This window comes from Subdoligranulum sp. APC924/74 (assembly GCF_003324125.1).
GTDB classification, from domain to species: Bacteria; Bacillota; Clostridia; order Oscillospirales; family Ruminococcaceae; genus Gemmiger; species Gemmiger qucibialis.
Window position 1 is genome coordinate 37393 of record NZ_PSQF01000004.1, and the last position, 15405, is coordinate 52797.

Here is a 15405-nt window from a genome sequence, read left to right on the forward strand (position 1 = left end):
AACGGGCATGCAGCGCTTGGAGGGTCTGCTGCGCAAGGCAGTGCAGGATTACGAGATGATCGCACCGGGCGACCGGGTATGCGTTGGTGTTTCCGGCGGGAAGGACAGCGTTGCGCTGACCGTGGCACTGGGACACCTGCGGCGGTATCTCGGCGTTCCGTTTGAGGTCATGGCGGTCACGCTGGACCCGCGCTTTGGCGGGGTGGAAGCCGACTACCAGCCACTTGCGGACCTGTTTGCGCAGGAAGGCATTCCTTACGAAATACGGCGCACGGATATCGGCCCCGTGGTATTTGATTACCGCAAAGAGCCGAACCCCTGCGCGCTGTGTGCCAAAATGCGGCGCGGGGCACTGCACGCTGCCGCGCAGGAACTCGGCTGCAACAAAGTGGCGCTGGGGCACCACCTGGATGATGCCGTGGAGACTTTTTACATGAACCTTTGGCGGGAAGGCCGTATTGGGTGTTTTTCGCCCGTGACCTATCTGGACCAGCGCAACATTACGCTGATCCGGCCAATGATCTTTGCCACCGAAAGCGAGGTAAAAAGCGCGGTATACCACGCCGGGCTGCCCATCATCAAAAGCCGCTGCCCGGCTGATGGCGCCACAGTGCGCGAACAGACCAAATTGTTTGTGCAGCAGATGAGCCGGGACGACCCGGCTTTCCGTCAGAAAACACTGCACGCTTTGCAGCAAAGCGGCATTGACGGCTGGCGGCCGCTGCATACCGGGCACACGCGGGGCTAGATTCCCCGTTGTGTTTTGTATCGAAATGGGGTGGATTGCAATGACGAACGAACTGTACGAAAAGCATTGTTGGGCATTGGTTGATCTGGATGCTATGCAGAGCAACCTGGCACTGATCCAAAAGACGGTGGGCGCGCCGGTGTGCTGCGTTGTCAAGGCGGACGCTTACGGCCACGGCGCCGCTGTGGTCGGGCCCTGGCTGGAAGAAAACGGTGCAGCCGCTTTTGCGGTCAGCTGCCTGGCCGAAGCGCGGCACCTGCGCCGCCACGGGATCAGTAAACCCATCTTGATCCTGGGCTACACCGACCCGCTGCAGGTGGATCAGCTGGCGTTCAACTGCATTACCCAGACCGTCTATTCCGAAGAGTATGCCAAGGCGCTTTCCGCTGCCGCCCAAAACGCCGGCGTGGAGGTATACTGCCACTTTAAGGTTGATACCGGTATGGGACGCATTGGGTTCAGCGTGCGTTCTGACTTTGAGGCGGCAATCGCTGCCATGGAGCGCTGCGCCGCCCTGCCCAAGCTGCACTTCAGCGGTATTTTCCAGCATTTTGCCGTGGCAGACAGTACCACGCCGGAAAACGAAGCCTACACCCAAGCCCAGCACGCCCTGTTTGAGCGCACCGTGCAGCGGCTGCAGGCGGACGGCGTTGCCCTGCACACCATCCACTGCGCCAACTCTGCCGCACAAATGCGCCACCCGGAATGGCACCACAGCCTGACCCGCGCAGGCATTATCCTGTATGGGCTGGACCCCAGCCCGGAAGTGCATTTTGACGGCCTGCGCCCCACCATGACGCTGAAAAGTGTTGTGGAATTTGTAAAGGACCTTTTACCCGGTGAGAGCGTGAGCTATGGCCGCACCTACACAGCCAACACGCCCCGCAAGGTTGCCACCGTATGCGTTGGTTATGCGGACGGCTACCCCCGCGCGCTTTCCGGCAGCAATGGCAACCCCAATGCGGGGGTTATGAGCATCCGCGGAAAGCCCGCCCCGATAATCGGCCGGGTGTGCATGGATCAGACCCTGGTGGATGTGACCGACATCCCCGATGTTAAAATGAATGATGAAGTAACGGTATTCGGCCCTGAAAACGCTGCGATCGGCGCAGATACCGCCGACAGCATTGCAGCTAAGACCGGCACCATCAACTATGAAATTATCTGCGGCATCAGCCGCCGGGTTCCCCGTGTTTACCTGCGGGACGGCGCGCCGGTGCGTATCTGGAACGATTTGGAGGAAACCTGATGGCACGCGACAATATTCGCAACTTTTGTATCATTGCCCACATTGACCACGGCAAGTCCACACTGTCGGACCGTATTCTGGAGCTGACCGACAGCGTGGACAAGCGCACCATGGAGGACCAGATTCTGGACGACATGGAGCTGGAACGCGAGCGCGGCATTACCATCAAAGCCCGCGCCGTTACCATGCACTACCACGCCGATGACGGCAAGGAATACGAGTTCAACCTGATCGACACGCCGGGCCACGTTGACTTTCAGTACGAAGTCAGCCGCAGCCTGGCTGCCTGTGAGGGTGCCATCCTGGTGGTGGATGCCAGCCAGGGCGTGGAAGCCCAGACGCTGGCCAACTGCTACCTGGCCATTGACCACAACCTGGAAGTTGTGCCCATCCTGAATAAGATTGACCTGCCCAGCGCTGACCCGGATGCCGCCGCCAAGGAGGTGGAGGATGTCATCGGTCTGCCCTGCATGGATGCCCCGCGCGTGAGCGCCAAGATGGGCATCAATATCCGCGAAGTGCTGGAACGCGTGGTGCAGGATGTTCCCGCCCCGCAGGGCGACCCCGATGCCCCGCTGAAAGCCCTGATCTTTGACTCCATTTACGACAGCTACAAGGGCGTTATCGTCTATGTGCGCGTGTTTGAAGGCACCGTGCGCCCCGGCGATACCATCAAGCTGATGAACACCGGCGCAACCTTCCAGCTGGTGGAAGTGGGCCACATGGGTGCTACTGCCCTGGCCCCCTGCGATAAGCTGGAGGCCGGTGAAGTCGGCTACCTGACGGCCTCCATCAAGACCGTGCGCGATACCCGCGTGGGCGATACCATCACCCTGGCCGAAGCCCCCACGGCGGAAGCTCTGCCCGGTTTCCGCCAGGTAACGCCGATGGTGTTCTGCGGCATTTACCCCGCCGATGGCGCCGACTACCCTGATTTGAAAGATGCGCTGGAAAAGCTGCAGCTGAACGATGCCGCCTTGAGCTTTGAGCCGGAAACCAGTGCGGCCCTGGGCTTCGGCTTCCGCTGCGGGTTTCTTGGGCTGCTGCACATGGAAATCATCACCGAGCGGTTGGAGCGCGAGTTCGACCTTGACCTGATCACCACCACCCCCGGTGTTCAGTACCGGCTGACCTTGACGGACGGCACGGTGGAAGTGATCGATAACCCCTCCGCCTATCCCGACCCGGCCCGCATTGCCAAGGCGGAAGAACCATTTGTGGATGCCCACATTTACACCCCCAACGATTATGTTGGCCCGCTGATGGACCTGTGCCAGCAAAAGCGCGGCACCCTCATTGCGATGGATTACCTGGATGAGACTCGCGTGGACCTGCATTACCAGATTCCGCTGGGCGAGATTGTTTATGACTTCTTTGACGCCATCAAGAGCCGCAGCCGCGGTTACGCCAGCTATGACTATGCGTGGGAGGGCTGGCACCAGTCCGAGCTGGTCAAGCTAGACTTCCTGCTGAACGGCGAGATCGTGGATGCGCTTTCGATGATCGTATTTGCGGATAACGCTTACGCCAAGGGGCGCCGCATCTGCGAAAAGCTGAAGGAAAACATCCCGCGCGCTTTGTTTGAAATTCCCATTCAGGCGGCCGTGGGCGGCAAGATCATTGCCCGCGAAACAGTCAAGGCCGTGCGCAAGGATGTTTTGGCCAAGTGCTATGGCGGCGATATTACCCGTAAAAAGAAGCTGCTGGAAAAGCAGAAAGCCGGTAAAAAGAAGATGCGCAAACTGGGCAGCGTGACCCTGCCCAGCGAAGCCTTTACCGCCGTGCTGAAGCTGGATTCCGATACCTGATTGACTACAGCACCATAGATAGCAGCACCCGCCGGGGCGGCGCAGCACAACAGCTGCCTGCCCCGGCGGGTTTGTTTTTGGCGCGGCGCATTTAGGCCAGTGGCCGAATATAAAACGACCACCCCCTGCCCTGCCGCACAAGGTTTTACCGTGCGGTCGGGGCAAGGGGTGGTTTTGTGTTATTTCCGTTCAGGCGTTCAGCTTACCGCCGGGCGGCAGCGAACGCGGCAAAAGAGTTCAGCGGATCTCGATGCCCAGCTTGAACTTGAGGTTGCCGAGGATTTTCTTGACAAAGCGGTCCACATCGGCAGCTTCCAGGGCTTTGTTTTCCGGTGCAAAGTGCAAGGTGAACGCCATGCTCTTTTTGCCGGCGCCAATGGCTTCGCTGCGGTAGATATCAAACAGCTCCACATCGGCCAGCTGCTTGCAGGCGCGCTTCATTTCGGCAATGATGGTGCCGCAGGGGGTTTCCTCGTCAGCAACCAGAGCCAGGTCACGGGCCACGGTATCGAACTCCGGCAGCGGATGATAACGCAGACCGGCAGGCAGCTGTGCCACCAGCGTCTCGTAATCGATCTCGCCCAGGAAGATCTTCTGGTTGGCGCGGCTGTCACGCGGCAGATCCAGACCGGCCTGCACATCGTTGGCCAGCTTGCCAAAGCTGCCCACACGCACGCCGTTGCACAGGATGTAAGCGGCAATGCCGGGGTGCAGGTAAGGCACATCCTCGGCACGCTCCACCTCAAAGGTTACGCCGAAGGAAGCAGCCAGGTCTTCCAGTGCGCCCTTAACGGCAAAGAAGTCCTCATGCTCACCAAAGGCCACAAAGCCCAGGTGCAGGCGCTCTTCCGGCAGTTCGGTCAGCGGAAGCTGTTTGGGCACATAAATGTTGGAAAGCTCAAACAGACGGCCGGCAGCGTTGCCCTTTTTCAGATTGGTAACCGCCACGTTCAACAGGCTGGGTGCCAGCAGGGAGCGCATGATGGTCAGGTTGGAGGAGATGGGGTTGACAATGCGGATGACATTGCGCTCCGGTGCATCGGGGGCAATGTGCAGGGCATCCAGGTCGGCATCCGCATAGAATGCCAGCGTCATAGCCTCATAGAAGCCTTGGGCACACATAGCGCTCTTGAGCTTATCGCGGCGGTGCTGGTCAGCCGTCAGGCCCCCGGTGGTGACCTGGGCAGCTTTCAGGAAGGTGGGGGTGATATGGTCATAGCCATATTCACGGATCACTTCTTCGGCCAGGTCCGGCTCGCCGATCTCGATATCCTCGCGGTAGCGCGGAGCAACCACCTGCATGGTGTCACCGTCGGCTTCCATCGTCACTTCAAAGCTGAGCTTTTTCAGGATGGCCAAAATTTCCTCGGTGGGCACGGTAATGCCCAGAATGGCGTTGATGGCGCTGATGCGGGCGGTGAAGTGCTTGCCTTTACGCGGAGCACCGGCAGAGCAGTCAAACTCGGTGGCGGTCACTTCGCCGCAGCCCAGCTCCTGGATCAGGTGCAGGGCGCGGGCCATGCCCAGCTCGGTGGTATATTCGCTGATGCCCTTCTCGTAATGGGCGGAAGCATCCGTGTTCTGGCCAAGGCCGCGGGCGGTCTTGCGGATGTTATCGCGGGCAAACTTGGCAGATTCAAACAGCAGCTGGGTAGTTTCCGGCTTGATCTCGCTGTTCAGGCCGCCCATAACACCGGCCAGGGCAACCGGCTTTTCACCATCGCAGATGACCAGGTTCTGGGGGGTCAGGGTAAACTCCTTGCTGTCCAGCGTGGTGATCTTCTCGCCGTTCTTGGCACGGCGCACAATGATCTGGCAGCTTTCCAGCGTGTCCATATCAAAGGCGTGCATCGGCTGGCCGATTTCCAGCATGACATAGTTGGTGATATCCACCACGTTGGAAATGCTGCGCAGGCCGCACAAGGCCAGCTGGCGGCGCATCCAGCGCGGAGATTCACCGGTGGTGATGTTGCGCACATAGTGGCCCAGGTAGCGCGGGCACAGGTCCGGTGCTTCCACCGTAATGCTCAGGCGCGGGTCCTTGTAATCGCTCACGGTGTAATCGGTGGCAGGCATTTTCAGGGGCTTGTTCAGCACAGCGGCAACTTCGCGTGCAATGCCCAGAACGCTCTGGCAGTCGGCACGGTTGGCGGTGATGGAGATATCAAAGATATAATCATCCAACCCAACAACCTGCTGAATGGGGGTTCCGGGCACGGTATCTTTGGGCAGGTCCAGCAGGCCGTATACCTCAGCGCCGGGGTACAGGTCCTCGTTCAGACCCAGTTCCTCGCCGGAGCAGAGCATACCGTTGGATTCAATGCCCATCAAGGGCTTTGCCTTGATCTTGATGCCTCCGGGCAGCGTGGAGCCGTCCAGAGCAGCGGGGGTGTGCATACCGGCGTATACATTGGCCGCACCGGTGGAGATCTGAATATCATGGCCATAGTCGCCGCAGTCCACCTTACAGATATGCAGGTGGGTGCCCTCCTGGGGCACGCACTCGGTCACAACGCCAACAACAACCTTGCTGATTTCAGCGCCAAGGTCGATGAGTTCTTCTACTTCAAAGCCACAGTCAAATAGTTTGGTTTCCAGCTCCTGGGCGGAAACATCAATATCCACATACTGTTTAAGCCAGCTGAATGGTACTTTCATTGTTGTTCCCCTCCTTAACCCTTGAACTGTTCGAGGAAGCGCAGGTCGTTCTCGAACATCAGGCCGATGTTGTTGATGCCGTACTTAAGCATGGCGATACGCTCGATACCGATACCGAAAGCAAAGCCGGAGTATACCTCAGGGTCAATGCCGCAGTTTTCCAGCACGCTGCGGTGCACAACGCCAGCCCCCAGAACTTCGATCCAGCCGCTGTGCTTGCACAGGGGGCAGCCCTTGCCGTGGCATTCAAAGCAACTTACGTCAACCTCCACACTGGGCTCAGTGAACGGGAAATAGGACGGGCGCAGGCGGGTTTTGACCTCCGGGCCAAACAAAGCCTGCACAAAGCGGTCCAGCATGCCCTGCAGGTCGCACAGGGTAATGCCCTTATCCACAACCAGACCTTCCATCTGGTGGAACATCGGGGAGTGGGTTGCGTCAGAGTCAGAGCGGAACACGCGGCCGGGCACCAGAACCTTGATGGGGGGCTTTTCCTTATCCATCACACGGATCTGGCCGCCGCTGGTCTGGGTGCGCAGAACAATGTCATCCGCCACATAGAAGGTATCCTGCATATCGCGGGCCGGGTGGTTTTTGGGTACGTTCAGGCGGGTAAAGTTGTGGTCATCGTCCTCAATTTCGGGGCCTTCGTAAATTTCAAAGCCCATGCCGGCAAACACATCAATGATCTCATTCTTAATTTGGGTGATAGGATGCAGTGCGCCGGTGGCGTGGTGGGTGCCGGGCAGGGTGATATCCACGGCTTCGGCCTTGTTGCGGGCGGCAAGCTCGGCCTTTTCGATCTCGGCGGAAGCAGCCTGATACTGGCCCTCCACCCAGACCTTGAACTCGTTGATGGTTTTACCGGCGGCGGGGCGTTCCTCTTTGGGAACATCGCGCAGGGACTTGGTCAGTCCGGTCACACTGCCGTTTTTGCTCAGATACTTCTGCCAAAAGGCGGAAAGTTCATCTTTGTTGTGCACTGCTGCAAGGTCGGCTTCCAGCTCGGCGCGCAGTGCGGCGATTTTTTCTTCCATAATGCACCTCTTTGATGATTTACGGGGCGAAGGCTGCTCGCTTTTGCTGCAAAACAAAATAAAAAAGCCCCGTCCCTGAACGGTAAAATCAGGGACGAAGCTGTAACATTCATTTACACTCCGCGGTACCACCCGTGTTCCGCCAAACCATGTCTGGCGGCACTCGATGCTTTGTAACGGGGCAGACCGTCCCGCGCTAATGGCTGCAATGCAGGGTTCACACAGGCCGCTCAGGAGCGAACTTCTGCCAGCAGGCTTTCGGGGCGGCTTACAGCCGATGGCCGCCCTCTCTGTGCTAAGTTTGCAGGCATACTTTCTCCGTCAATGCGTTTAACATAAAGCATTATAGGCCGTTTGGCCTTTTTTGTCAACCCTGGACGCACAGCAAAAAGGGCGCTGCCCCTTGCGGAACAGCGCCCTTTTTTCAAATTATCAAAACCGATCAGTCGTTGCGGCGGGAACGGCCCACGATGCGGACGATATACAGGAAGATGTTGATATAATCCAGGTACAGGCTGAGTGCGCCGATGATGGAGGATTTGTGCAGCATGGAAGCATCGCCGCCATAGTAGGCGTAATAGTACTTCAGCTTCTGGGTGTCATAAGCCGTGAACAGCATAAACACCAGGACCGAAACCGCGCAAAGCACGATATCCATCATGCCAAAGCCCGCGCCGGTCAGCATGCCGATCAGGCCGCCCACCAGGCTGGTCAAAATAATGGCAATCAAAGCACCCATCAGGTTGATACCCCAGCCGCTCAAATCGCGCTGGGTTCGGGCACCGTAAACAGCCATAACGCCAAAGTACACGGTACCAACCAGGAACGCCAGAATCAGCGTGGAAAGATCATAGATGATAAAGTAGGTGCTCAGGTTGATGCCGTTCAGCACCGCATAGGCGAAGAACAGCCCCGTTGCGGTGGTGGGCTGCAGGCGTTCCACCCTGGCGGACAGAACCGCAACCAGCACCAGCTCCGCAATACTCAGGAGGAATACCAGGCCGGTGCTGAACATCAGCTCAAACAGCGGGGTGGTAACGGTAAGCAATGCCGTTGCAAAGGTAACCAGCAAACCGGCGGCCATCCAGCTGTAGGTGCGGGTCATATACTGGCTTAACGTGCCGAACGGACTTTCGGCATAGGAGATATTATAATATTTCTGGTCCATAAAACAGACCCCTTTCTTTTTGGCTGATTCTATTATATACTCTGTATTGAGTGAAATGTGTTATCGATATGTGAATTCTCTATTACACTTTTCCGTTCCTGCCCTATTTTAAGGCAATACCGCATAATTCTAAGTGCCGATACGGCGAGCGAGGTGCGGCAGCTGCTAAGCCAAAAGCGCAGATAATACTTTGTGTATTATCGAGCATTTTGGCAACGCAGATGCCGTGCCGCAGCCGCCGGAGCGGTGCTTAAGCCGTTAGGCGGGAATTGTGCGGTGTTGCCTTAACGGAATTCTATCATTTTTGCAAGATAAGGAGCCATGCCTTGCCCAACCCCGATACTTACGGCATTTACCTGCACATCCCTTACTGCCGCAGCAAATGCCGCTATTGTGATTTTTACTCTGCCCCCGGCACGCGCGGGGTGCCGGATGAATATGTAACCGCACTGCTGCGCGAACTTTCCAAAAGCTCCCGCAGACCGGACACGTTATATTTTGGCGGCGGCACCCCCGCCCTGCTGCGGCCGGACCAGGTGCACCGACTGATCAAAGCCGCCGCCCCGCTGCCGGGTGCAGAGATCACGCTGGAAGCCAACCCCGATGTAGTGACGCCGGAAAATCTGGCTGGTTTTGCAGCCGCCGGGGTAACCCGCATCAGCTTTGGGGTACAGAGCGCAGACGACGCCCAGTTGCGCCGCCTGGGCCGCACCCACACCGCTGCTGCCGCCGCGCAGGCGTTTGCCTGGGCGCGGGAGGCAGGCTTCCGGGAGATCTGCGGGGATATTATGCTGGCGCTGCCCTATTATTCCATCGCGGAGTTTGATAAAACCCTTGCCCTGCTGCAGGCGGGTGGCTGCACCCATATTTCGGCCTATCTGCTCAAGATCGAGCCCGGCACCGCCTTTGGCCGCACCCCGCCGCCGGGCCTGCCGGATGCCGACGCCGCCGCGGAGTTTTACCTGTACGCCGTGCAGCGTCTGGCGCAGGAGGGCTACCGGCAATACGAGATCAGCAACTTTGCCTGCCCCGGCCACGAAGGGCGGCACAATCTGCTGTATTGGAACTGTAAAGATTACTGGGGCATTGGTCCGGCGGCCCACAGCTGCCTGGGCAGTGTGCGCCGCTTTTGGCCCAATGACACCGCTGCTTTTATTGCCGGGACTGTTCAAGAGCAGTACGAAGGCCCCTGCAACGCCGAGGATTACCTGATCATGCAGTTGCGCCTTTGCAGCGGGCTGAATCTGACCGAGTATGCGGCCCGGTACGGCGTTCGGTTCGATGCCGGCCAGATGGCATTTTTGCGCCACTGCGCCGCCAGCGGCTATGCTGTGCTGGATGGCGATACCCTGCGGCTGACGCCGAGTGGCATGATCGTGCAGAATGCCATTCTGGAAGAACTGATTTGATTTTCAAGGCAATACCGCATAATTCTAAGTGCCGATACGGCGAGCGAGGTGCGGCAGCTGCTAAGCCAAAAGCGCAGATAATACTTTGTGTCTTATCGAGCATTTTGGCAACGCAGATGCCGTGCCGCAGCCGCCGAAGCGGTGCTTAAGCCGCAAGGCGGGAATTGTGCGGTGTTGCCTCAAAAATATCCGCCGTCCATATGGGTGCTTTGGGCCACTGGCTGGTCGTGCAGCCCCATCGAAACACCCAGTGCTTCATCCACGCGGCGCATGTCATCTTCCGGAATGCGCCCGGCGCGCTCCCTCAGGCGGCGTTTATCCAGTGTGCGAATTTGTTCGGTCAGCACAATGCTGTCTTTGGCCAGGCCGCAGCGGTTGGCCCGCACGCCGATATGGGTGGGCAGGCGGTTTTTATCCTGCCTGCTGGTGATGGCGGCAGCGATCACGGTAGGGCTGTGCCGGTTGCCGATATCGTTCTGAATGATAAGTACCGGCCTGACTCCCCCCTGCTCCGACCCAACCACCGGGCTGAGATCTGCGTAAAACACTTCACCTCTGTGCACTTCCATAACAAAACCTCCCTGCTGATACTGCAATGCGTTCTGTTTACAGTATAAGCAGGGAGGCTTTATTTTAATCATGAATCGGTGGGGCAAAAAAGCATTGCGATTCTATCTGGCGGGGAATGCAAGTGGTTGCCATATGCCCAACATGCGGGACAGCAAGCATCGTCCCCTACAAATGATTTGCAGCGTTTGCTGCAATCAGCAAGGTTTCCATGCGGCGGGGAGGGGCCTTGAAATGTACCGCAAACCACACAAATGATTTGCCGTGCTTTACTGCTTGCGGCAAACCATGTATCACTCCACCCGTTCCAACACCACAAACGCACCGGCAAGGCCGGCCTCATGGGTCAAGCTCAAATGAGCCTGCAAATGGTTCTGCGCCATGAAACGGGCGGCTTTACCGGTAAATTCCAGGTAAGGCGCACCGCTTGGCTGGCGCAGGGCGGCGATTTCCGCCATGGAGAACCCGGAAAGGCCGGTGCCGCAGGCTTTCAAAAATGCTTCTTTTGCAGCAAAGTTGGCCGCGGCGGTTTCCGCCTGCTTCTTGCCCGTATGGGCGACAATGAGCTCCTGCTCCGCCGGGGTATACACATGCTGCAAAAATGCCGGGCGGGCAATGCTCTTTTCAATCCGGCCCACATCACACAGGTCTGTGCCAATGCCGTAAATCACAGCAGGCCCTCCTTTTCCAGCGCAGCCAGCAGGGCAGCTTTCTCGTTGGGCAGGCGGCCCTCCATCACGGCGCGCAGCAAGGTGTTCAACGCCTTACCCACCGCGGGACCGGGGGTGATGCCTGCATCCATCAGGCTGGCCCCGTTCACGGCAAGCTGTCCTACCGTATAACAGGCGGTAGCCGAAAGTTCCAGCATCCGTCCCTCAAAAGCGCGCACCTGCTGTTCGCGCTGCATCACTCCCGCATTGCGGGCATGGGCGGCAAGATCCGCGAGCTTCAGGCGGCAAAGGCGCTGCAAAAATGCGGCACCATAGCGGTTCAGCATGTTCAGGATGCCGGCATCATCGCTGGGCAGGGCACCATCGTGGATAGCAACCAGTGCGCTGGCGCTTTCCACAAGATAAGTAGGCGCCTTGAGCCGCAGCAGGATGCTGCGCGCCATTTTACTTCCGGCCTGGTTGTGGCCGGGGAAATGCGCCGCGCCGTCCGGGCCGACGGTGCGGCATTCCGGCTTGGCCAGATCATGCAGAAAAACACTCCACCGCAGAATGCGGGCATTTTTATCGTCCATGCCCGCCACATCCAGCAGTTCCACCGCCACTGCGGTGTGCTGCCACACATCATAGCAGTGCCAGCGCCCCGGCTGGGTGCAGCCGATGCATGGCTCAATCTCCGGCACCGCCCCGGCAAGAATCCTGCCATAGCGGCTCAGCACTTTGCCCGCAGCGGGGGCGGCCAGCAGCTTATCCAGCTCGGTATAAATGCGCTCGGCGGAAATATTCTGGATGCTCTGCCGCATATCCAGCGCGGCGCGCTCGGTGGCTTCCTCCAGAGCAAAATCCAGCTGGGCGGCCAGCCGCACCGCGCGCAGGATGCGCAGGGCGTCCTCGGCAAAACGTTCTTCCGGGTCGCCCACGCAGCGCATCAGGCAGGCGTGCAGGTCACTGCGGCCGCCGTACAGGTCGATCAGTCCCTCGCCGGGGGCATAAGCCATGGCGTTGATGGTAAAATCCCGCCGGGCAAGATCCGGCTGCACCTGCGGCACAAACTGCACGGCATCCGGGTGGCGGCTGTCATGGTACTGGCCATCCACACGGTAGGTGGTGATTTCGTAGGGGGTGCCGCCCACGATGACGGCAACGGTGCCGTGCTTTTCCCCCGTTAAGATCTGGCGGTAGGCGGAAAACACCGTCCGCACCTGTTCCGGTCTGGCAGAGGTGCATATATCCCAATCGCCGGGGGTACGCCCCAGCAGGCTGTCCCGCACGCAGCCGCCTACGACATAGGCTTCAAACCCGGCGCGGCGCAGTGCCCCCAACAGGCGGGATGCCGCCGCGGGAATGCTGATTTTGATTTGCGGTTCATGGCCAGACAAGGCGGTCACTTCCCCTCTGCAAGTATTTCAGCCGCACGGTGGTTTATCAGCCAAAGTTCCATTCTTCGGCAAGGTCTACGCAGCAGGCCACACAATCGCCTTCCTCACGCAGGGCGGCAATCTTAGCTTCAGCTGCTTCGGCATCCGGCATCCAGGTAACAATAAAAAAGTTCTCCGCCGGAACGCCGTAATACACCCAGGTGCCATCGGCACGCACCAGGTCTGCCAGGTGGTCCAGTTCCTCGCCGTCGGTCAGGCCCTGGCCTTCTTCGGCGTAAATCATTTCCGGCTGCACCTGCATGGAATCGATCACGGTAATGCTGCTGTTGATGTAAGTATCGCGGTCGGTGCTCTGGTCGCTGTTTTTCCACGCGGTGGCAAACGCTTTTACAAGCAGCTCCCGCACTTCCAGCATTTTATCGCCTTGCTGATACATGATAACTCTCTGCCTTTCCATTTATAAATATATGAATACAGTATAACACGAAACAGGCCTGCACGCCATAAGAATAGAAAGAATTTTGGCGCGCGCTCCGTAGGGCAATGCCGAGCAGTGCTTTACCCCCGCCGCATATACAAAATCGGGTACGGGCCGCCCTGTTCATCCAGCTCCCTGCGGCGGTATACGGCAAAGCCCATGTGCCGGTAAAAACCGGCTGCCGCCGGGTTCTGCTCGTTCACGGTCAGCTCACTCACGCCGTACTGCTCCATGCCAAGGCACAGCAGGCGGGCACCAAGGCCCTGGCCGTGCGCCTCCGATTCCAGAAAGAGCATTTCCAGCCGGTTCTCCTGCACGCCCATAAAGCCGACCGGTGTGCCGCTTTCATCCTGCGCAACAATCAGGTGTTCCACCCCGCACAGGGCCTGCGGAACATAAGTACGGATAGCGGCAATTTCCGGCGCAGACAAAAACAGGTGGGTTGCCTGCACAGAGCGCTGCCATACCTCCACCAGCTGTAGAGCCGTTTATTTATGCACAACATTAGATTTTCCTTTGTGTTGAATAGGCAAGCCGTTAGATTGCCTTGTTCTCAATCACTCGGATAACGTTGTGGTTATTCTCGATGTAATCAATAATTCGCTGGTACTCGTCGGCAAAATTGAAGTCAACCGTTATTTCCCCGTTCTCATGCACCCAAACCGCTTTTACGAGTTCAACCATAATCCCGCGGTTAAGGCTCTGAATGTTTTTGTATTTCAGAAAGGCGGTTAGATACGGGTCGTCGGTTCCGATACCATCAGCCATTACCTGCATTTCCTCTTTCAGATAGGAGATGTTCGCTTCAAGCTGTTGTATCTGTTCTGCAATCTTGCCTTTCAAGCGGCGGTATTCCTCTTTGGTAATCTCACCGCTTTTCCAATCAAGGTACAAGCTATCGGAAGCGTCATTGTACTGTTTTAGCTGCTTCTCTGCCTGTTTCAAGGAATGGGATAATCTCTTGCTTTCCCGGTTGATAACAGGCGCGTTGTTAATCCGTTCAATTTCTTCTGCAAGCCGATCTACAAGGGCAATTTGCATTTGCAACGCTGCCAATACCGCGTTTTCCAACTTGTCTTGCCGGATAGAATGTTTGCTGCAAATCTTCTTATCGGTGTAGCTGCGGCAAGAGTAGTAGGCAATATCGCGGGCGGTTTTGCGCCGCATGGCCTTTTTGCAATCCGCGCAACGGACAAAGCCGGACATGAGATAGACTTCCTGTTTGCCGGGGGCTGTCCTTGTGTCGCGCTTATGTAGGGCTTGCGCTTTCTCGAATGTTTCCCTGTCAATAATCGCTTCGTGTGTGTTGGGGACGACAAACCATTCTTCTTCGGGGACGTTGATCTGCTTGTGTACTTTGTAGCTTATTACGCGATTACGGCCTTGCACCATTACGCCCGTATAAACTTCATTTTGCAATATCCTTACAATCGTGCTGGCAGACCACAAACCATCGTTTTTGTCGGAATTAGGGTTGTTATACTTAAAGCCTTTTTTCTTCTTATAGGCTTCGGGGTTCGGCTCTCCCATTTGGTTAAGCCGCTTTGCAATCCCCATTTTACTGTACCCCTCATTGACAAACCAATGGTAAATGCTTTTGACAACCTCCGCTGCTTCTTCATCTACAATCAAGCTGTTTTTGTCGTTTGGGTCTTTCTTGTAGCCGTAAGGGGCAAACGCGCCTATGAACTCGCCGCGCTCCCGTTTCATCTTGAATGTTTTGCGGATTTCTTCGGAAGTGGTCGCGGCAAACTGCTCGTTGAACATTCCCCTAATAGGTACTTCAAGGCCGCTTGCAGAATGGGGATTTGCGTAAGTGTCAATAAATGGTGTGCCTGTGCAAATAAACCTTGCACCGTTAATGGGTATGAACTCCTCTAAAAACTTTTGCTGGTCGGCAAGGTTGCGGAAACCGCGTGCAAGGGATTTGATAATCATGCAGTTTACTTCTTTTCGGACAATGCAGCCCTCAAGCCGTTTGAAGTTTGGTCGCGCTGTGTCGGTGCCTGTCAATCCGTCGTCGGCAAACACGTCTACAATCACATAGGTTCCCGGCTCAAAATAGCTGTCTACAAAGTCGCGGAGTATCTTTTCTTGGTTGATAACACTCTCGCTTTCGTCCTCGTTGTCGTCCTCTCTGGATAGTCGAATGTATAGCCCAATTTTCCAAAACGGCTCTGCATAACTGCGTGCCATTTTGTCTTTGCGTATGCGGGGCATTATACCTCCTTTCCCC

Annotated in this window: 13 protein-coding genes and 1 other annotated feature; of the genes, 4 read left to right on the forward strand and 9 right to left on the reverse strand. The window is 57.2% G+C overall.

Features of this window, described 5'->3' with window-relative positions:
* Positions 1-7: 7 nt before the first annotated feature.
* Genes C4885_RS02645 through lepA form a run of 3 tightly spaced genes read left to right on the forward strand, consistent with a single transcriptional unit; the run spans position 8 to position 3805 of the window.
* Positions 8-748 (forward strand): tRNA 2-thiocytidine biosynthesis TtcA family protein, encoded by a 741-nt coding sequence (locus tag C4885_RS02645; RefSeq protein WP_113998910.1) that lies wholly within the window; start codon positions 8-10, stop codon positions 746-748.
* Between the two features lie 40 nt (positions 749-788).
* A complete protein-coding gene (alr, locus tag C4885_RS02650) occupies positions 789-1997 on the forward strand; it encodes an alanine racemase (RefSeq protein WP_113998911.1) in 1209 nt (402 codons plus the stop codon).
* Positions 1997-3805 carry a translation elongation factor 4 gene (gene lepA / locus C4885_RS02655; RefSeq protein ID WP_113998912.1) on the forward strand — a complete coding sequence of 603 codons (1809 nt, stop codon included), beginning with the start codon at positions 1997-1999 and terminating at the stop codon, positions 3803-3805. Before alr ends, lepA begins: the two co-directional genes overlap by 1 nt.
* Positions 3806-4042: 237 nt before the next feature.
* On the opposite strand, the gene pheT is transcribed toward lepA, so the two are convergent.
* The 3 genes from pheT to C4885_RS02670 all read right to left on the reverse strand — a co-directional run bounded on the left by pheT (position 4043) and on the right by C4885_RS02670 (position 8668).
* Positions 4043-6463: a phenylalanine--tRNA ligase subunit beta gene (gene pheT, locus C4885_RS02660; RefSeq protein WP_113998913.1), complete on the reverse strand. Its 2421-nt coding sequence runs from the start codon at positions 6461-6463 to the stop codon at positions 4043-4045.
* Positions 6464-6477: 14 nt separating this feature from the next.
* Positions 6478-7500: a phenylalanine--tRNA ligase subunit alpha gene (gene pheS, locus C4885_RS02665; protein WP_113998914.1), complete on the reverse strand. Its 1023-nt coding sequence runs from the start codon at positions 7498-7500 to the stop codon at positions 6478-6480.
* An 87-nt stretch (positions 7501-7587) separates the two neighbouring features.
* Positions 7588-7834 (reverse strand) — a binding site (T-box leader).
* Positions 7835-7942: 108 nt separating this feature from the next.
* A complete protein-coding gene (locus tag C4885_RS02670; protein WP_113998915.1) occupies positions 7943-8668 on the reverse strand; it encodes a Bax inhibitor-1/YccA family protein in 726 nt (241 codons plus the stop codon).
* 326 nt (positions 8669-8994) lie between these two features.
* Here C4885_RS02670 and hemW point away from each other — a divergent pair, with 326 nt between their 5' ends.
* A complete protein-coding gene (gene hemW / locus C4885_RS02675) occupies positions 8995-10077 on the forward strand; it encodes a radical SAM family heme chaperone HemW (protein WP_113998916.1) in 1083 nt (360 codons plus the stop codon).
* A 179-nt stretch (positions 10078-10256) separates the two neighbouring features.
* Here hemW and C4885_RS02680 read toward each other — a convergent pair whose 3' ends face one another.
* The 6 genes from C4885_RS02680 to C4885_RS02705 all read right to left on the reverse strand — a co-directional run bounded on the left by C4885_RS02680 (position 10257) and on the right by C4885_RS02705 (position 15389).
* Positions 10257-10646, reverse strand: coding sequence for a type II toxin-antitoxin system PemK/MazF family toxin (locus tag C4885_RS02680; RefSeq protein ID WP_113998917.1), 390 nt, complete (start codon positions 10644-10646; stop codon positions 10257-10259).
* Between the two features lie 291 nt (positions 10647-10937).
* On the reverse strand, positions 10938-11315 hold the full coding sequence (acpS, locus tag C4885_RS02685) for a holo-ACP synthase (protein WP_113998918.1): 378 nt from the start codon (positions 11313-11315) through the stop codon (positions 10938-10940).
* Entirely contained in the window at positions 11312-12691 is a 1380-nt protein-coding gene (locus C4885_RS02690) for a CCA tRNA nucleotidyltransferase (protein WP_158538787.1), read from the reverse strand. Before C4885_RS02690 ends, acpS begins: the two co-directional genes overlap by 4 nt.
* 46 nt (positions 12692-12737) lie before the next feature.
* Complete coding sequence (locus C4885_RS02695) at positions 12738-13127, reverse strand: hypothetical protein (protein WP_113998920.1); 390 nt, start codon at positions 13125-13127, stop codon at positions 12738-12740.
* A gap of 122 nt (positions 13128-13249) precedes the next feature.
* Complete coding sequence (locus tag C4885_RS02700) at positions 13250-13621, reverse strand: GNAT family N-acetyltransferase (protein ID WP_242979458.1); 372 nt, start codon at positions 13619-13621, stop codon at positions 13250-13252.
* Between the two features lie 85 nt (positions 13622-13706).
* Positions 13707-15389, reverse strand: a complete 1683-nt coding sequence (locus tag C4885_RS02705; RefSeq protein ID WP_008979761.1) for a recombinase family protein — start codon at positions 15387-15389, stop codon at positions 13707-13709.
* Positions 15390-15405: the final 16 nt, after the last annotated feature.

What these genes read in the sequence shown, in the direction of transcription:
- C4885_RS02645 (WP_113998910.1), top strand. Translation starts at nt 8, where the DNA reads ATGCAGCGCTTGGAGGGTCTGCTGCGCAAGGCAGTGCAGGATTACGAG.
- alr (WP_113998911.1), top strand. Translation starts at nt 789, where the DNA reads ATGACGAACGAACTGTACGAAAAGCATTGTTGGGCATTGGTTGATCTG.
- lepA (WP_113998912.1), top strand. Translation starts at nt 1,997, where the DNA reads ATGGCACGCGACAATATTCGCAACTTTTGTATCATTGCCCACATTGAC.
- pheT (WP_113998913.1), bottom strand. Translation starts at nt 6,463, where the DNA reads ATGAAAGTACCATTCAGCTGGCTTAAACAGTATGTGGATATTGATGTT.
- pheS (WP_113998914.1), bottom strand. Translation starts at nt 7,500, where the DNA reads ATGGAAGAAAAAATCGCCGCACTGCGCGCCGAGCTGGAAGCCGACCTT.
- C4885_RS02670 (WP_113998915.1), bottom strand. Translation starts at nt 8,668, where the DNA reads ATGGACCAGAAATATTATAATATCTCCTATGCCGAAAGTCCGTTCGGC.
- C4885_RS02680 (WP_113998917.1), bottom strand. Translation starts at nt 10,646, where the DNA reads ATGGAAGTGCACAGAGGTGAAGTGTTTTACGCAGATCTCAGCCCGGTG.
- C4885_RS02695 (WP_113998920.1), bottom strand. Translation starts at nt 13,127, where the DNA reads ATGTATCAGCAAGGCGATAAAATGCTGGAAGTGCGGGAGCTGCTTGTA.
- C4885_RS02705 (WP_008979761.1), bottom strand. Translation starts at nt 15,389, where the DNA reads ATGCCCCGCATACGCAAAGACAAAATGGCACGCAGTTATGCAGAGCCG.